Origin of the sequence: Sorangium sp. So ce117, assembly GCF_051524395.1 — a bacterium.
Taxonomy (GTDB): Bacteria; Myxococcota_A; Polyangia; order Polyangiales; family Polyangiaceae; genus Sorangium; species Sorangium cellulosum_B.
In genome coordinates this window covers 7132415-7147704 of record NZ_CP150309.1, presented here as the reverse complement: position 1 = coordinate 7147704, position 15290 = coordinate 7132415, and the positions used below count along the sequence as shown (strand labels likewise).

The 15290-nt window shown below is 71.2% G+C and carries 12 protein-coding genes and 1 pseudogene; 5 read left to right on the top strand and 8 right to left on the bottom strand.

What is annotated here, in order from left to right; translation table 11 throughout:
- Positions 1 to 20 precede the first annotated feature (20 nt).
- Complete coding sequence (locus WMF46_RS26725) at positions 21 to 989, bottom strand: LysR family transcriptional regulator (protein WP_437979792.1); 969 nt, start codon at positions 987 to 989, stop codon at positions 21 to 23.
- A gap of 76 nt (positions 990 to 1065) precedes the next feature.
- Here WMF46_RS26725 and WMF46_RS26720 point away from each other — a divergent pair, with 76 nt between their 5' ends.
- Together WMF46_RS26720 and WMF46_RS26715 are read left to right on the top strand one after the other, a co-directional pair.
- Positions 1066 to 1734 (top strand): glutathione binding-like protein, encoded by a 669-nt coding sequence (locus tag WMF46_RS26720; RefSeq protein ID WP_437979791.1) that lies wholly within the window; start codon positions 1066 to 1068, stop codon positions 1732 to 1734.
- A gap of 413 nt (positions 1735 to 2147) precedes the next feature.
- A complete protein-coding gene (locus tag WMF46_RS26715) occupies positions 2148 to 3593 on the top strand; it encodes a hypothetical protein (protein WP_437979790.1) in 1446 nt (481 codons plus the stop codon).
- A 144-nt stretch (positions 3594 to 3737) separates the two neighbouring features.
- On the opposite strand, the gene WMF46_RS26710 is transcribed toward WMF46_RS26715, so the two are convergent.
- On the bottom strand, positions 3738 to 4901 hold the full coding sequence (locus WMF46_RS26710) for a PAS domain-containing protein (protein WP_437979789.1): 1164 nt from the start codon (positions 4899 to 4901) through the stop codon (positions 3738 to 3740).
- A gap of 227 nt (positions 4902 to 5128) precedes the next feature.
- Positions 5129 to 5944, bottom strand: a complete 816-nt coding sequence (locus WMF46_RS26705) for a hypothetical protein (protein WP_437979788.1) — start codon at positions 5942 to 5944, stop codon at positions 5129 to 5131.
- Between the two features lie 132 nt (positions 5945 to 6076).
- Between WMF46_RS26705 and WMF46_RS26700 the strand changes: the two genes are divergently transcribed.
- A complete protein-coding gene (locus WMF46_RS26700) occupies positions 6077 to 6979 on the top strand; it encodes a nucleoside hydrolase (protein ID WP_437979787.1) in 903 nt (300 codons plus the stop codon).
- Between the two features lie 19 nt (positions 6980 to 6998).
- Here WMF46_RS26700 and WMF46_RS26695 read toward each other — a convergent pair whose 3' ends face one another.
- The 4 genes from WMF46_RS26695 to WMF46_RS26680 all read right to left on the bottom strand — a co-directional run bounded on the left by WMF46_RS26695 (position 6999) and on the right by WMF46_RS26680 (position 12046).
- Entirely contained in the window at positions 6999 to 7697 is a 699-nt protein-coding gene (locus WMF46_RS26695) for a transcriptional regulator (protein ID WP_437979786.1), read from the bottom strand.
- A 339-nt stretch (positions 7698 to 8036) separates the two neighbouring features.
- On the bottom strand, positions 8037 to 8804 hold the full coding sequence (locus tag WMF46_RS26690) for a phosphotransferase enzyme family protein (RefSeq protein WP_437979785.1): 768 nt from the start codon (positions 8802 to 8804) through the stop codon (positions 8037 to 8039).
- A 112-nt stretch (positions 8805 to 8916) separates the two neighbouring features.
- Entirely contained in the window at positions 8917 to 10926 is a 2010-nt protein-coding gene (locus tag WMF46_RS26685) for a PAS domain-containing hybrid sensor histidine kinase/response regulator (RefSeq protein ID WP_437979784.1), read from the bottom strand.
- Entirely contained in the window at positions 10916 to 12046 is a 1131-nt protein-coding gene (locus tag WMF46_RS26680; protein WP_437979783.1) for a hybrid sensor histidine kinase/response regulator, read from the bottom strand. The genes WMF46_RS26685 and WMF46_RS26680 overlap by 11 nt, the downstream gene beginning before the upstream one ends.
- A gap of 90 nt (positions 12047 to 12136) precedes the next feature.
- On the opposite strand from WMF46_RS26680, the pseudogene WMF46_RS26675 reads away from it, so the two are divergent.
- Positions 12137 to 12349 (top strand): annotated as a pseudogene (locus tag WMF46_RS26675) (Hsp20/alpha crystallin family protein); the annotation flags it as partial.
- A gap of 136 nt (positions 12350 to 12485) precedes the next feature.
- On the opposite strand, the gene WMF46_RS26670 reads toward WMF46_RS26675, so the two are convergent.
- Entirely contained in the window at positions 12486 to 13268 is a 783-nt protein-coding gene (locus tag WMF46_RS26670) for a hypothetical protein (protein ID WP_437979782.1), read from the bottom strand.
- 272 nt (positions 13269 to 13540) lie between these two features.
- On the opposite strand from WMF46_RS26670, the gene WMF46_RS26665 reads away from it, so the two are divergent.
- Positions 13541 to 15253: a serine/threonine-protein kinase gene (locus tag WMF46_RS26665; protein WP_437979781.1), complete on the top strand. Its 1713-nt coding sequence runs from the start codon at positions 13541 to 13543 to the stop codon at positions 15251 to 15253.
- Positions 15254 to 15290: the final 37 nt, after the last annotated feature.

The following is a 15290-nucleotide window of genomic DNA, read 5'->3' as shown; positions in this document are numbered from 1 at the left end:
CGTCATCCGGGTCACCCGGGTCACCCGGCGCGCGTGTAGAGCCGCGGCGCCGCGCTCTCGAGGGCGCCGATCAGGCGCTCCGCGGCGTCGGCCGACGCGCGCCGGAACGCGATCCGCCAGGGCCGGCGGAGCGGGCCGGACGAGAGCCGCTTGACCAGAAGATCGCCGCTGCCGAGGTAGGCTTCCGCCACCCATTCCGAGAGGGTCGCGATCCCCATCCCGGCGCGCGCCGCGTCGACCACGGCCTCCGTGAGCGGGAAGCGCAGGAGCTCGATCTTGGGCCGCTGCCGCCCGAAGACGGCGCCCATGAACCAGCGCGCCTCGGCCGGCGTCGCGTTCGGCGTGATCAGCGGGCCCTCGCGGAGGTGGTCTCGCGTGAGCGACGCCCGCCCGGCGAGCGGGTGCGAGGTCGAGATCACGAAGACGACCTCGTCCGAGAAGAGCGGCCGCTCCACGAGCGCGCAGCCCGCCTCGCGGTCGGTCGGCAGGGACGACGTGGTGAGCAGCGCGACGTCGATGTCCCCCCGGACGAGCGCGGCGACCGGATCGTGGGTGTGCTCGACCGCGAGCACGATCTCGAGGCGGGGCAGCCTGCGCCGGAGGCTCGTCATCGCGGAGGGGAGCCAGCGGTACGCCGTGTAGCACTCGCACACGAGGCGGACGCGCGTCGTCGCGGCGACCGGCGCCGCGACCTCTCGCTCGAGCTCCCGGAGCTGCGCGAGGACGAGCCCGGCCCCCGCGATGAGCCGCTCTCCCGCGGCGGTCGGCGTGACCCCGCGCGCGGTGCGCTCGAAGAGGCGCGCGCCGACGCGGTCCTCCGCCTGGGCGAGCGCCCGGCTCACGGCGGACTGCGTGATGTGCATCGCCGAGGCGGCGCCGGCCGTGCTCCCGGCGGCCGCCAGGGAGAGGACGAGCTCCAGATCGCGGATCTCGAGCTGTGGCCGCGGTCCGATCGCGGGAGGCGCAGGGGGAGACGGTATGCGTGACACGCATAGACTCTATCACGACGATGCGTTGGACGCACAGCCCCGCGAGGCGCACCTTGGGCGCCGTCAGGAGGTTTTCATGAAGCTCTATTTCGCTCCGCTCGCATGTTCTCTCGCCACGCGCATCGCCTTCTACGAGGCCGGCGCGGAGGCCTCGTATGTGGAGGTCGACCTGAAGACGAAGCGGACCGAGGGGGGCGCCGACTACCGTGCGATCCACCCGCTCGGGTTCGTCCCCGCGCTCGAGATCGAAGGAGGCGAGATCCTCGCCGAGAACGCGGCGATCCTTCAGCTCGTGGCGGATCGGTTCCCGAAGGCGGAGCTCGCGCCGCGGGATCCGCTCGGCCGGGCGCGCCTCCAGCAGTGGCTCGGCTTCATCGGGAGCGAACTCCACAAGGCGGTCTACATGCCGCTCCTGGACAAGACGGCCTCGGCCGAGGTCAAGGCCCATGCGCTGGCCGGGGCAGCGCACCGCCTCGGCTGGGTGGCCGATCGGCTCGAAGGGCGGGAGTTCCTGCTCGATCGCTTCTCGGTCGCCGACGCGTACCTCTTCGCGGTGCTCAACTGGTCCGTTGTCACGCCGATCGACCTGAAGTCCTGGCCGGCGCTCGCCACGTACCACGCGCGCCTCCACGGACGTCCGAGCGTGGCGCGCGCCTTCGCCGAGGAGCGGGAGGGCTACTTCCGGGAGCAAGCGCGGCACGCGAAGGCCGCCGAGGCCGTCGACGCGCCGGCGCCGAACGGTTGACCCGAGCGGATCGCGCCCAGCGCGCCCGGCGGCGGGCGCGCTGGGTCCGCTGCGATCACGGACTGGGACCCGGGCGGCGATGCGTGGGACGCGAGCCGACAGAGGGGACGGAATGCGAGAGGAGGCGATAGCCGGCGAGGGGCGATGAGGCGATGAGAAGCGGCGATGGGAGGACCGGAGGATTCGATGAATGACGGGACGGGGCGGCGCAACCAAGGCATAGGCGCATGGGCGTATGGCCGGCCATTGGCCGGCCGATGACCGACCGATGACCGGCCGATGACCGACGACATGACCGACGGCCGGCCGATGACCGACGACATGACCGACGACCGCGCGACGTCATGGCATCCCCCCACGAATCCAGCTTTTCACCCGCGACCGGCTCTGATACGAGAATCATTATGAGACACTTGCGACAACTCTTCGTATGTTCGGTCCTGGCCATTGCTGCGATCCCGGTCGGCTGTACGGCGGACGCGCCGGATGACGCCGCGCAGGAGTCCGAGGTCGGCTCGCTCAGCCTGGCCCTCGTCGGGAACAGCTCCTCGGGCGCGACGTACCGCCTGTCCCAAGCGTGGTTCGATATCTACGGCCCGACGGCGCGGACCATCTACGGAGGTGGCGACACGCCGGCGCTCACGGAGGTGCTGCCGGTCGGCCAGTATAACGTGACGCTCCGGCCGGGCTGGGTCCTCGAGCGGTCGACCGGCGGCGGTTACCTGCCCGTCTCGGCGTCCCTCACGTCGGCGAATCCGGCGTGGGTCTACATCGGCGAAGGTGCGACGTCGACCGTGGCGTTCCAGTTCCGGGCCGACGGCGACGTCATTTCGGTCGGGCAGGGGAGGCTCGACATCGTCATCGGGGTCGACGACACGACGCCGCTGCGCGAGGACACCGATGTGGCGTGCAGCAACGGTTACGACGACGATGGGGACGGTCGCCCTGATTGCGCTGATCCGGACTGCCAGTGGATGCCGTTCTGCGGGCCGGTGGGCGAAGACACCGATTGGGAGTGCAGCAACGGCTGGGACGACGACATGGACGGCCTCGCGGATTGCGCCGATCCGGAATGCCAGGCGTATCCGTTCTGCGCGCCGGTGCGCGAGGACACCGATTGGACCTGCAGCAACGGCGCCGATGACGACATGGACGGCCTCGCGGATTGCGCGGATCCGGAATGCCAGGCGTATCCGTTCTGCTCGCCGTGGCGCGAGGACACCGATTGGGCGTGCAGCAACGGCTACGACGACGACGGGGACGGCCTCGCGGATTGCTCCGATCCCGAGTGCCAGTGGATGCCGTACTGCATGCCGGTGCGCGAGGACACCGACTGGACGTGCAGCAACGGCGCCGACGACGACGGGGATGGCCTCGCGGATTGCTCCGATCCGGAATGCCAGTCGATGCCGTACTGCGTGCCGGTGGGTGAGGACACCGATTGGGAGTGCAGCAACGGCTGGGACGACGACGCGGACGGCCTGCCGGATTGCTCCGATCCGGACTGCCAGGGGTATCCGTACTGTTCGACGTTGCGCGAGGACACCGATTGGGCGTGCAGCAACGGCGCTGATGACGACTGGGACGGCGTCGCGGATTGCGCCGATCCGGACTGCCAGTGGACGCCGTACTGCGCGCCGGTGAGGGAGGACACGGACTGGGCGTGCAGCAACGTCTACGACGACGACGGGGACGGCCTCGCAGATTGCTCCGATCCGGACTGCCAGTGGCTGCCGTACTGCACGCCATCGATTGAGAACACCGACTGGGCCTGCAGCAATGGCGTCGATGACGACGGGGACGGCCTCGCGGACTGCTCCGATCCGGAATGCCAGGGGCTGTTCATCTGCGCGACATGAGGCCTCGTCATCGAGGATTTCGAGGACGGCGATCTCTACAGCGCCCCGCCGTACACTAGCGGCATCCCGCCGTCCACGGGGCCCTGGGAGCAGCGCCATCGGCGGCGCTGCGCCCGATCACCAGCCCGACTTCCCTCGGTGGCGCTATGCGACGTTGCGGGGGGGCGGCGCCGGGCGCGCGGTCAAACTTCGCATGCAGTGCATCAGGCCGGCCCGCAGGTTGGCCTTGGTCACGATGGCGCTGAGGTCGAGCCCCAGCGCCACCATCGTCTGCGCCACCGTCGGGCGGATGCCGCAGATGATCCCCTCGGCGCCGAGCAGCTGGATGGCCCGCACGAGCTTGATCAGGTGATCGGCGACCTTCGTGTCCACCATCTGCACGCCGGTGAGGTCCAGGACCGCGAAGCGCGCCCCGCGGCTCGAGATCGCCTCGAGCAGGCTCTCCATCGCGTCGGCCGTCCTCGCGCTGTCGACGACGCCGATCATGGGCAGCGCCAGCACGCCGTCCCATACCTCGATGATCGGCGCCGCGAGCTCCCGGATGACCCGCTGCTGCGCCTCGATCACGTCGAGCTTCGTCTGGAGGGCCTGCTGCGCGCGCTGCCCCTCCGTCACGTCGAGCGAGAACCCGACGACGGTGCTGACGTGCCCCTCTTCCTCCGCGAGGGGGACCATCCAGCTCTCCCATACACAGCCGTGCACCTCGGCCAGCCCGTGCACCGGGTCACCGGCCAGCGCGCGCCTGACGGCGCCCCTGGCCTCGCCGTAGAGGTCAAAGATGTTCGCGCCGACGAGCTGTCCAGGTTGATGGCCGGCGGCCTCCAGCCCCTTGCCTTCATGGTAGAGGTACGTTCCGTCGGTATCGACGGCCCACATCGCTATCGGAAGAGCGTTGATCAAGGCGCGGAGCATCCTGTCCCGTGCCCTCAGCTCGGTCAGCTCGTCGAGCGCGCCGTCGCCGGTCGGCGCGTCACGGAACGAGCCGTAGACCAGCCCCTCCGAGCGCGCGCCGCGCACGACGCAGGCGAGCGGTTTGTAGCTGCGCTCCGCGCTCATGACGCGGCCGTGGACGTGAATGGGGGCCGTGCTCTCACGCACTTGCTCCCACCTTGTGGTGAGCGCGCCGCGGTCCTCCGGGTGGAAGAGCTCGGTCAACGGGGTTCCTTGCGCGAGCGCGGGCCCGATCGTCCGGCCCAGCGCGTCGCTCCATCGCAGCAGCGCGCCGTCGCCTCCGGCGACGAACAGCATCTCCGTGGAGTGTGCGATAAAGTCATCCAGCGAGCTCAGTGCTCCGTTTGCGTCAGCCATCGTATTCCCCTCCGCAACCGGACAGGCATACCGGGATTGCGCATGACAAGGTAGATCGATGACCGCAAGCGAATAGTAGGGTGCAATCCGCGACGCGCACGAAGGCATGGCCTTACTCCAATCATCGGAGCGCACGAGAGGGACATACCGCCTCGGGCGACGCTCGCCGCGCGATCTCCGGCGATCTGTATGACCGGTACGTACCGGTTCGTCCGCGTCGGAGCGGCTCAGCCGCCGGCGCCGGCGTCGCGGGTAGGAATGCCGAGCAGATAGAGCTTCTTCGCTCGCCCGCCGATCACGCCCTTCTCCCATCTGTAGTCTTCGTTCCGGAGCCCGCTCAACAGCTCATCGAGGTCATCGAGCGTGTAGGTCCTCGCGTTCGAGACCGCCCCGTCCCACGCGAAGCACAGCGGGATGATCGGAACGATATAGGTGAAGACGAGCTGCCGCAGGGTCATGGGCCTCGCCAGGGGCGTGATGAGGAGGCACATCACGAAGTTGATCGGGAGGGCGAGCCACCCGAGGAACAGCGGATGACTGTTGTCGCTGATCTCGAAGATACAGATGGGCTGCCTGCTCCGCTGGGCCGACTCCAGTATCTTCCTCGCGTTCTCCGGCCTCATGTGATGAAAGCTGCTGACCATGGTTCTGAGGCTTTTGTTGAACCCAGCTATGTCGCCGCCGATCTTCGTGGCGTCCACCGGGGTTGCCTGGTAGGATACATGGCTCCCTTCCTGGTTGTTGATGAGCTCCGCCGCCTCTTTGCTCGGGTACAGGTCCGTGAGCGTCAGTCGGGTGCCCTCGAACCCGGGCTTCTCGCGCAGGGTCCGCACGACGTCGATCATCGGCCCGCCGCTCCCGGAGCAGAGGTCGACGATGTTCGATGTGTTCGACTCCTTCAATGCTCTGGCGACCAGCTCGACCAGCGCCTCGCGCGTGCCCAGCGCCCTGTGCATGATCACGAGCAGGCGTGTCATGCAGGCCCGCAGCCACCCGGGGAACCAGCTGAAATCCTCTATCTCGAACAGGTGTATGCGCTTCATTCGCTCCTCGGGGTCGTGCGGCAGCGCGGGTCGAGCGCTGGCGCCGTCGGGCGGCCGGTCGTCTCTCCGGCTGCCCGGTCGGATCGAGTCTATTCAATTTTGCTCTGCGGCGCGATGGCATGGAGGTGCGGCGTGAGGCGCATGATCTTCGAGATGGAGACCGCGGACCCGGATGATTTCATGACGCTGCTCTGGCTCGCCGATCACCCCGACGTCGAGCTGCTCGGCGTGCTCGTCACGCCCGGCTCCGAGGATCAGTGCCGGCTGGTCCGCTGGGGGCTGGATGGCTGCGGGCGGGCGGAGGTCCCGATCGGCGCGCTGCACGGCCCCGCCTGGTGGGCGACGAGCGAGGGCAAGAAGGCGCGGGTCTCCGGCTTCCACCAGGCGTGCTACGGCCCCGGCATCCTGGAGCACCCGGCCGGCGAGGTCGCGGGCGGCCCCGCGCTGCTCGCCGAGCTGCTCCGCGAGCCGGACGCCACGGTGCTCGTCGGGGCCGCGCCCAAGAACATCGGCAAGGCGTTCAACGACGTCCCGGGGCTCCGGCTCGCTCGCTGGGTCCAGCAAGGCGGCTTCGCGGGCGACAACCTGGTCGCCGAGCCGCTCGAGAAGTTCCGCGGGCGCCTCACCTGCCCGAGCTATAACCCCGGCGGCGCGCCCCGGGAGACGCTCGCGCTGCTCGCCTCACCGCAGATCGGAGAGCGGAGGTTCGTCTCGAAGAACGTATGTCACGGGGTCGTCTATACCGAGGCCATGCGCGAGGCGCTGAACCGCCGGGTCTCCGGGCGATCGCCGCGGAGCGGCCTGACGAGGATGATCGACGCGCTCGATCGGTACCTGGCAGACAAGGGCGTGGGCAAGGCGATGCACGATCTCGTGGCGGCCGCCTGCGCGCTCGACGAGCGCGTCTGCGACTTCGTCGAGGTCGAGATCTACCGCGAGAAGGGCGAGTGGGGGGCGCGCGCCACGGAGGGCACGAACACGCGGATCTCGGTCGGGTTCCACGAGGAGCGCTTCCTCGACGTGCTCGCGCGCTGAGCCGCCGGCGGAGCCCGCCTCACCGGGCTGCGCAGGTCGTGCGGAGGGCGCGCGCCCTGTCGATGCACGCGGCGAGGGCGTCCTCGGGCGGCTCGTCCGGGCACGCGGCCTCGAAGGCGCGGATGGCGTCGCGGAGGCCCCCCGCGCCGCCGGCGCCGAGATCGAGCTTGTGCTTGCGATCCTCGTCGTCGTCGTCGCCGCCGACGAGCAGGAGCGTCCCGACGACCGCGCCCACGACGACGACGCCCGTGACGACGCCCGCCACGATCACGCCCGTCTTGCCGTCCACGTCCGGCGGCTCCGCGTCCGGGAGCGACGGCGTGCCCGCCGGGATCGGCTTGGCCTCGAGGCCCGCGGCGAGCGCGGTGGTGGCGATGCCGCCCGCGAGCCCGAGGCCGCCGATGACGAGGCTCGACAGCGTGAGCGCGCTCGGCCCCGCGTCCGCGCGGGCGCTCACGCTGGCGGAGAGGCGCACCTGCGCCGCGTTGCACGCGGCGTAAGCGTCGAGGCGGTGGATCTCGAGCGATGCGCGGGGCGCGGTCTCCGGCGGCAGCTTCGCGGCCAGGATGATGTCGTCCGCCGATCGCCGGAGCGTGAGCGGTGCGAGCGGCTCGGGGGCGGCCGCGGGCCGCGTGGAGGCCTTGCCGCAGCCGGCCAGTCCACACGCGATGAGCAAGAGCGTCGTGCAGGAGAGGGCATGATCGCGCCTTCGGGTCATACAGCCACGCTACGCCGATCGAGCGCGGTTTCGTCGAGCGAAATGGGCCTCGTCGCGGACCGGAACAACCGCCGGCGAGCGGGCTGAGCCAGGATGACAACGTGGTGTGGCCGACGCGTCGAGGAGCGGAAGGTGCGATATGCGCAGGCCTCTCGACCGCCCTGAACGTGACCTTCACCGCGTGCGCGTCGAGGTGCCTTTCCAGGCGGCCGATCTCATGTTTGGCGTGAAGTGGCGCGGGGGCGGTGCTCACCCGATGCGCCACCCGGCCGCCTCTGCGCGTCACGAGCACATTATCGCCCGGCTCAGCGCGTGGCGGGTGGCCGGGGCGTCGGCCTATCAGGGGGTGAATGCCCGCAGCAGCCGATCGCGCTGCGCCCGCAAATAGCGGATGTCCTCTTCGTACAGCGCAGGGTGCCCGGCCGCGATGTGCGCCTGGGACGCGACGTCGCCGGCCGCGGCCCGCGCGCGCATGGAGGCGAGCAGCGCCGCGAGTCGATCGGCCACGGTGTCGAGCAACAGGGGCCCTGGCGGGAGGCCATAAGCGCGGCAGAACCGAGCTGCGTGCCGCGCCTGGTCCTCGGGGCTGCCGGCGCTGTCCGGGTTGCTCGGCGCGTGCAGCGGCGCGAAACGGTAGACAGCATACGCCACGTCCCACACGCGCGGGCCCGGATGTGCGGTATCAAAATCGATGAAGCCGACGACCCGGCCGCCGCGGACGACACAGTTGTAGGGCGCGAGGTCGCCGTGACAGATCACCTCGGCCGGCGGGCGGGGCGGGAGCTGCCACCGGTCGTCCGGTCCTGACACGAACGTCGCGCTCGCGTCGTGGAACCGGCGCAGCAGGGTGGCGGCGGACGCGAGGAGCTCGGGCGTGCGCAGCTCGGCCGGGAGCGGGTTGTGTACCTCGCCATCGAGGTACGACAGCACCTCGTTCCCCTCGTCGTCGCGCCCGAGCGGCTCGGGCGCCGCGTCGAAGCCCGCCGCCCGGAGGTGCCGCAGGAGCCGGTGGATGGCAGGCGTGGCCGCCGTCGCGGGCCGGTGGACCCTGTCGCCGCGCCGGCGCACGGTGTTGACGCCGCCCTTGAATACCTGCTCGTCGACCATGCAGAGCCCTCTCCGCCGGGGCGCCGGCGCCGCGGTGGCGGAGTCGGCCCCTGTTTCGTCGCTGTCCGCGGAATAGCGGTCTCCCCTGACGCACCTCGCCCGCCTCGGCGCGCTACGGCCGGAGGAGGAGCTCCTCGAGGACGGTGGTCAGCTCGTCGACCCTCACCGGCTTGGTCAGGTACCGATAGAACCCGGCCTGCTCGGCGCGGCGGGTATCCCGGGCCATCGCCGCCGCGCTGAGCGCGATCACGGGGATGTCGCGCGTCTCCGGCCACTCCTCGAGCTTGCGCATGGCCTCGTAGCCGCTCATCCCGGGGAGGTTGATATCCATGATGACGACCTCGGGCTGCCGCGAGCGCGCGAGCTCGATGCCGATCTCGGCGTTCGGCGCGGTGATCAGGTGGACGCGCTCGAACTCGGAGATGAGCTCCTCCATGAACGCGATGTTCGACGGGTTGTCTTCGACGTACAGGACCGAATGGCGGGCGCCGCCGGGCGCGGCGAGCGGCGACGCCTCCAGGCGCGCATCCGGCTGCGCCGGGGCGGCGACCGCCGGCGGCTCCTGGTGCGCCGGGAGCTCGATCCAGAACTCGGACCCTTCGCCCGGTATGCTGGCGAAGCCGACGCCGCCGCCCATGAGCTCCGCGAGCCGCTTCGTGATGGCGAGGCCGATCCCGGTCCCCTCGATCGGCCCCGTCTCCTGGCCGGCGCGCTGGAAGGGCTGGAAGATCTTCGGGTGCTGCTCCTGGGGGATGCCGATGCCGTTGTCGATCACGCAGATCTTCACGACCCCGTCATCCGGCATCGACACCGCGATCGTGGCGCGGCCCCCCCTGCGGCCGTACTTGATCGCGTTCGAGCCGTAATTCATGAGGATCTGCGCGAAGCGCGTGCGATCCGCCGTGATCTTCGGGAGCTCCGCGGGGAGGGGCGCGAGGGCGATCTCGATCCCGGCGCGCTGGGCCATCGGGTCGAGCGTCGTCTTCACCTCGACCAGCACCTCGGGGACGTTCACCGGCTCGATCGACACCGTGACGCGGCCCGCCTCGATGCGCGAGAGATCCAGGATGTCGTCGATGAGCTTGAGCAGGTGCTCGCCGCCCTTGAGGACGTGCTCTATCCGCTCCTTCTGGCGATCGGTGAGCGGCGTCTTCCTGTCGCGATGCAAGAGCTGCGCGAAGCCGAGGATCGCGTTGAGCGGCGTGCGGAGCTCGTGGCTCATCGAGGCGAGGAACTCGCTCTTCGCGGAGCTCGCGGCCTCGGCGATGCCCCGCGCCTTGCGCAGCTCCTCCTCGCGCTGCACGTCGCCGGTCATGTCCCAGAGGGTGCATACCGTCCCGCCCTCGGCCGTGCGGCGCTCGGTCGCCCGCAGGCTGCGCCCGTCGCTCGTGCAGAGATCCAGCGTGCCATCCGGCTCCGCGTGGTAGGCGAGCATCCTCTCGCGGAACGCGGCCGCAGGCTCGCCGCCGAGGGCGAACAGCCCCGCGGCGAGGCTCTCGCCGAGGATCTCATCATAGCTCCGCCCGATCACGGGGCCGTCCACCCGCGCGCCCAGCCAGTGCCGGTAGACGCTGTTGCAGAGCGCGAGCCGATCCTGCGCGTCGAACACGGCGAACGCGCCCTGGAAGCTCTCCACCGCGCTCCGCAGGAGGTCGCTCGTGCGCTGCGCCACGGCCTCCAGGCGCCTGCGGTCGCTGATGTCGCGGATGGCGCTCGAGAAGAGCGTGCCCCCCTCGGTCGTCAGCGGGCTGAGGCTGATCTCGACAGGGAACTCGCTGCCGTCCCTCCGGCGGCCGAACAGCTCCAGCTCCGACCCCATGGGGCGCGCCTTGGGCGCGGCGATGAACGCCGAGCGGTTCGCGACATGAGAGCGCTGGAATCGCTCCGGGAGCAGGATCTCGATCGCCTGCCCGATGAGCCCGCCGCGCGTGTAACCGAACATCCGCTCGGTCTGGACGTTGACGAACACGATACGTCCGTGCTCGTCGACGACCACCATGGCGTCGGGCGCCGCGTCGATGAGCATGCGGAACGTGCTGTCGTCGAGCTGGCGAGGGCCAGGTCCATGGGGCGCCTGCTCGGGGGCTGACAGGCGTTCGACGGAGGAGATCTCATGTGTCATCGGGGAGCCTCACACAGAACACGGCGCCAGGGGCGTTGTCCTCGATCCGGATGTCGCCGCCGTGCGCCTCGACGGCCATCTTGCAGAACGCGAGCCCCAGGCCGCGGCCGGCGCGCTGGAGGGCCGGGGCGTCGCCTCCGAGCTGGACGAAGCGATCGAACACCTGCGCGCGCATCTCGGCGGGGATGCCCGGCCCCGCGTCCGCGACGCGGATCTCCACGTGGGCGCCGCGCTTCGCGGCGCTCACGGTCACCGCGGTCCCGGCCGGGGCGTGGACGATCGCGTTCTCGAGGAGGTTCTCGAGCGTGCGGCGGAGCAGGTCCGGATCGGCCTGGACGCTGGGCACCTCGACGGCCTCGCGCAGCGAGAGTGACCGGGAGCTCGCGCGCAGGTCGAGCGCGGCGAACACCTCGAGGACGAGCGCGCGGAGATCGACGCTCGCGCGCTCGGGGGCGAGCCTCCCCTCCTCGCTCTTGCTGATGTCGAGCAGGTTGTAGATGAGCCGCAGCAGGGCCCGCGCCTGGTCGCGGACGTGCCGCGCGGAGTCGCGCGCCTGCTCCGAAAGCGCGCGGTCCCGGAGCAGGAACTGGGCGTGCAGGTCCATGCTGCTCACCGGGTTCTTCAGATCGTGCACGACGAACGCCATGAGCCGCTCCTTCTGGAGCTGGAGGCGCATCAGCGCGTCGCGCTGCTGACGGACGAGCTCGACGTGCTCGCGCAGCTCCGCGCCGAGCCGGCGCAGCCTCAGGGCGGCCTGGACCCGCACGAGCAGCTCCGACGGGCGGATCGGCTTCGTCAGGAAGTCGTCGCCGCCGGCGCGCAGCGCGCTGTCGAACGTGTCGACGTCGCGGAGCGCCGTCAAGAAGACGATCGGCGTGCTCGCGCCCTCGGGCAGGCTGCGGATCCGGGAGCACACCGCGAACCCGTCCATCCCCGGCATCCGCACGTCGAGGAGCACGCAATCGGGCTTGTGGCGCTGGAATTGCTCGATTCCCTCCTCGCCTGTGACGGCGAGCACGACCTCGTAGCCGTCGTCCTCGAGCGTGGCCTGGGCCAGGGCGCGGTTCTGTTCGTTGTCATCGACGACCAGCACCCTGGATGTGGGCTCGTGCTGTTCCATGCGGCCTCGGCTCCGGGCGCGAGATTACATGAGAGGCAACGGCCCTACCACAGCGTTCAGGTCATGGCCCGATCGGCGCGCGAGGCCCTGTTCACTCCCGACTTCGACGTGAAGGAGAGCGGGAACGCATACGTCTTCAAGGCGGACATGCCGGAGAAGGACGTCGACGTGTCCTTCGCGGGCAACCGCCTCATTGTGAGCGGGAAGCGCGAGGGGGAGAGACGCGAAGAGAAGGAGACATATTACTCGTTCGAGCGCTCTTATGGCACCTTCAGCCGGAGCTTCACCCTGCCCGCGGGCGTCGGTCGCTCCGAGGCGGCGGAGCCCGCCGCAGGACGCTCTTGTGCTGAACCGGTCGGATGCAGCTGGACGTCCATCGGTCCGCGGCGCTCGACGCTGGCACCCACGAGGCGGAACAACTCATTCGGTTGTGACCCAATCAACGGACAACTGTCCATGTGCGCGTCGCGCGCAGCGCCAGCGCCGCGAGCAGCGCGCACAGCCACGCGAGGACATAGGCGGCCGCCGGGGACAACCACGCGAGCCCCACGTAGAGCGCCGCGAAGAACGAGGCGAAGCCGAGCAGGCCGCGCACGAAGCCCGCGAGCAGGGCCACCGTGGCGGCCGCGCCGTGCCGGGGCAGGGTGAAGCACGGCAGGACGTTGCCGGTGATCGGGATCGCGAGCAGCAGGCCGCTCACGCCCGCCGGCGCGGCGCCAGCGCTGCGCACGATGCACCAGGCCATGGCCATCGCCGCGACCACCCGGCAGGCGAGCTCTACGCGCGGAATGGCCACCGCCGCGGGCGGCTCGCGCAGGCGCGGCAAGGCGAGCGCGCCCAGGGCGGGCGACGCCAGCGCCGCGGCGCAGGCCAGCGGCGGGGGCAGCCGCAGCGCGAGCAGCGCCGCGCCCACCGACAGGAACGCCGCGTTGGCCGTGAGCAGCGCCACGCCCCAGCGCCGGCCCCGCCGCGCGCACCAGGCGAAGGTGAGCACATGAACGATCGTGGCCGGGACGCACACCAGCGTCGCGAGCGCGATCGCGCCCGCCTGGGCGGGCGCCTCCTGCAGCAGCACGAAGCCCATGATCGGGCCAACGATCATCGGCAGCCCGGCGAGCGTGCCGCCCACCGCGTGGCCGAAGCGGCGCGCCGCCAGCGAGGAGAGCAGCACCGACGCGCCCACCAGCGCGAGCTTCAGCAGCACGAAGGCCCGCGCCTCCATCGATCGCGCCGCACGACACGCATGGCTCGCGGGGCCCTGTAGGGCCACACCCCGTGTAAGACAATGCCAGAGGCTCTCCTGCTCGGCGCCGCGAGGTGGTCAGACCTCGGGCGCGCGCCTCGCGCCCCGCGGGGCCTCGACGCGGCGCCGAAGCGACGCGTCACGCTGCGCCCGCCCGCCGGAGGCCGGAGCACAGCGCGCTCGCCGGTTTGCGACGCTCGGGGGCTCTGGGCTGCGCCGGGCTCCCCGTGTAGGCTCTCCGTGGTTTCCTCATGTCGACATGCCCTACGTGCCGAACCGAGCATGCGGACGGCGTCGCTGCCTGCGCGACAAACGCCGAGACGCTCGCGGCGGAGCCCGCCCCGCCTGGCGCCGATCCGGAGCTCGCGCCGGGAACGCCGGTCGGCGAGTACCGCGTCGAGGCGAAGATCGGGGCAGGGGGCTTCGGCACGGTCTACCGCGCGATCCACCCCGTCATCGGCAAGGCGGCGGCCATCAAGGTCCTGAGCCGCCAGTGCTCCGCGAACCCGCAGCTCGTCTCCCGCTTCGTCGCGGAGGCGCGGGCCGTGAACCAGATCAGGCACCGCAACATCATCGACATCTTCTCGTTCGGCGCCCTCGAGGACGGCCGGCACTACTACGTGATGGAGCTGCTCGAGGGGATGACCCTCGACGCCTACCGCCGCAAGCGCGGGCGCCTCCCGCCCGCCGAGGCGCTGCCCATCCTCGTCAAGATCGCGCGCGCGCTCGACGCGGCGCACGCGGCGGGCATCGCGCACCGCGACCTCAAGCCCGAGAACGTGTTCCTGGTCTTCGACGAGGACGGCGCGATCTTCCCGAAGCTGCTCGACTTCGGCATCGCCAAGCTGCTCGGCGAGTCCTCGAGCGCGGTGCACAAGACGCGGACGGGGCACCTGATCGGGACGCCGCTCTACATGTCCCCCGAGCAGTGCCGCGGCAAGAACGTCGATCACCGGACGGACATCTACTCGTTCGGGATCCTCGCGCACGAGCTGCTCGCCGGCGCGCCGCCGTTCGACGGCGAGAACGCGTTCGACCTCCTCATCAAGCACACGTCGGAGGCGGCGCCCCCTGTGTCGACGGTGGCGACGCACCTCTCGCCGGCGCTCGACGCGCCGCTCCTGCGGATGCTCGAGAAGGACCCCGCGAGCCGCCCGGCGTCGCTGCTCGAGGCGACCGCGGCGCTCGTGGAGGCCGCGCGCGGCGCGGGGTACGAGCTGCCCGGTGGCCTTCTGCGGGCGAGCGACGCCGCCGTCGGGCGAGGCGCCGGCGACGCCGCCGCGCGGCGCCGCGCGGCCGTGGAGGCGCTGGACGCTGGGCTCGCGCCGACGCAGCGCGGCCACGCCGCGGAAGCGAGCTCGGGGCTGCACGGGAACGAGACGTTGCTGCAGGGATCGCTGCCGAGCAAGCCGGAGAGCACGTCGACCACGGCGTCGCGGCGGAGGGCGGCGCTCACGGCGGTCGCCATCCTCGGCGTCGGCGCGGCCGCGGCGCTCACGTTGCACCTCGGGCACAGCGAGCCGGCGGCCGACGCCCCGGGCGCGCCCGCGTCGGGCGCGGCGATGCCGAGGACGGAGGCCGCGCTGGTCGCGCCCGTCCTGCCGGCTTCCGCCGTCGCCGAGGCCACGCCGGAGTCGGCCGCGCCGTCTCCGTCGCTGGAGGCGACCGCCGCAGCCGCGGCGAGCGCCGACGCGGCGCCGCCCGACGTCGAGCTCCGGATCCAGGCGACCCCGAAGGAGCTCGAGGTGTGGAGCGAGGGCAAGCTCGTCGGCAAGGCGCCGGGGCCGCTGCGCCTGCCGCGCGGGCGCGCCGTGAAGCTCACCTTCAAGGCGCCCGGGTACCAGGAGCAGGCGCAGGAGGTCCCGGCCGAAGGGGACGGCGCGATCGCCGTGTCGTTGAAGAGGGCGGCGCCGACCGCGAGGGGCGCCGTCAGGAAGGGCGACCTGGAAAACCCGTTCCAGTGAGCATGCGCGCGCGGCCCAGCTCCAGGCGATACGTGCG

Bases quoted from the DNA above. Each gene is read 5' to 3' on its own strand.
- WMF46_RS26670 (WP_437979782.1), bottom strand. From the start codon at position 13,268: ATGGAGGCGCGGGCCTTCGTGCTGCTGAAGCTCGCGCTGGTGGGCGCG.
- WMF46_RS26680 (WP_437979783.1), bottom strand. From the start codon at position 12,046: ATGGAACAGCACGAGCCCACATCCAGGGTGCTGGTCGTCGATGACAAC.
- WMF46_RS26710 (WP_437979789.1), bottom strand. From the start codon at position 4,901: ATGGCTGACGCAAACGGAGCACTGAGCTCGCTGGATGACTTTATCGCA.
- WMF46_RS26665 (WP_437979781.1), top strand. From the start codon at position 13,541: ATGTCGACATGCCCTACGTGCCGAACCGAGCATGCGGACGGCGTCGCT.
- WMF46_RS26690 (WP_437979785.1), bottom strand. From the start codon at position 8,804: ATGGTCGACGAGCAGGTATTCAAGGGCGGCGTCAACACCGTGCGCCGG.
- WMF46_RS26705 (WP_437979788.1), bottom strand. From the start codon at position 5,944: ATGAAGCGCATACACCTGTTCGAGATAGAGGATTTCAGCTGGTTCCCC.
- WMF46_RS26695 (WP_437979786.1), bottom strand. From the start codon at position 7,697: ATGACCCGAAGGCGCGATCATGCCCTCTCCTGCACGACGCTCTTGCTC.
- WMF46_RS26720 (WP_437979791.1), top strand. From the start codon at position 1,066: ATGAAGCTCTATTTCGCTCCGCTCGCATGTTCTCTCGCCACGCGCATC.
- WMF46_RS26685 (WP_437979784.1), bottom strand. From the start codon at position 10,926: ATGACACATGAGATCTCCTCCGTCGAACGCCTGTCAGCCCCCGAGCAG.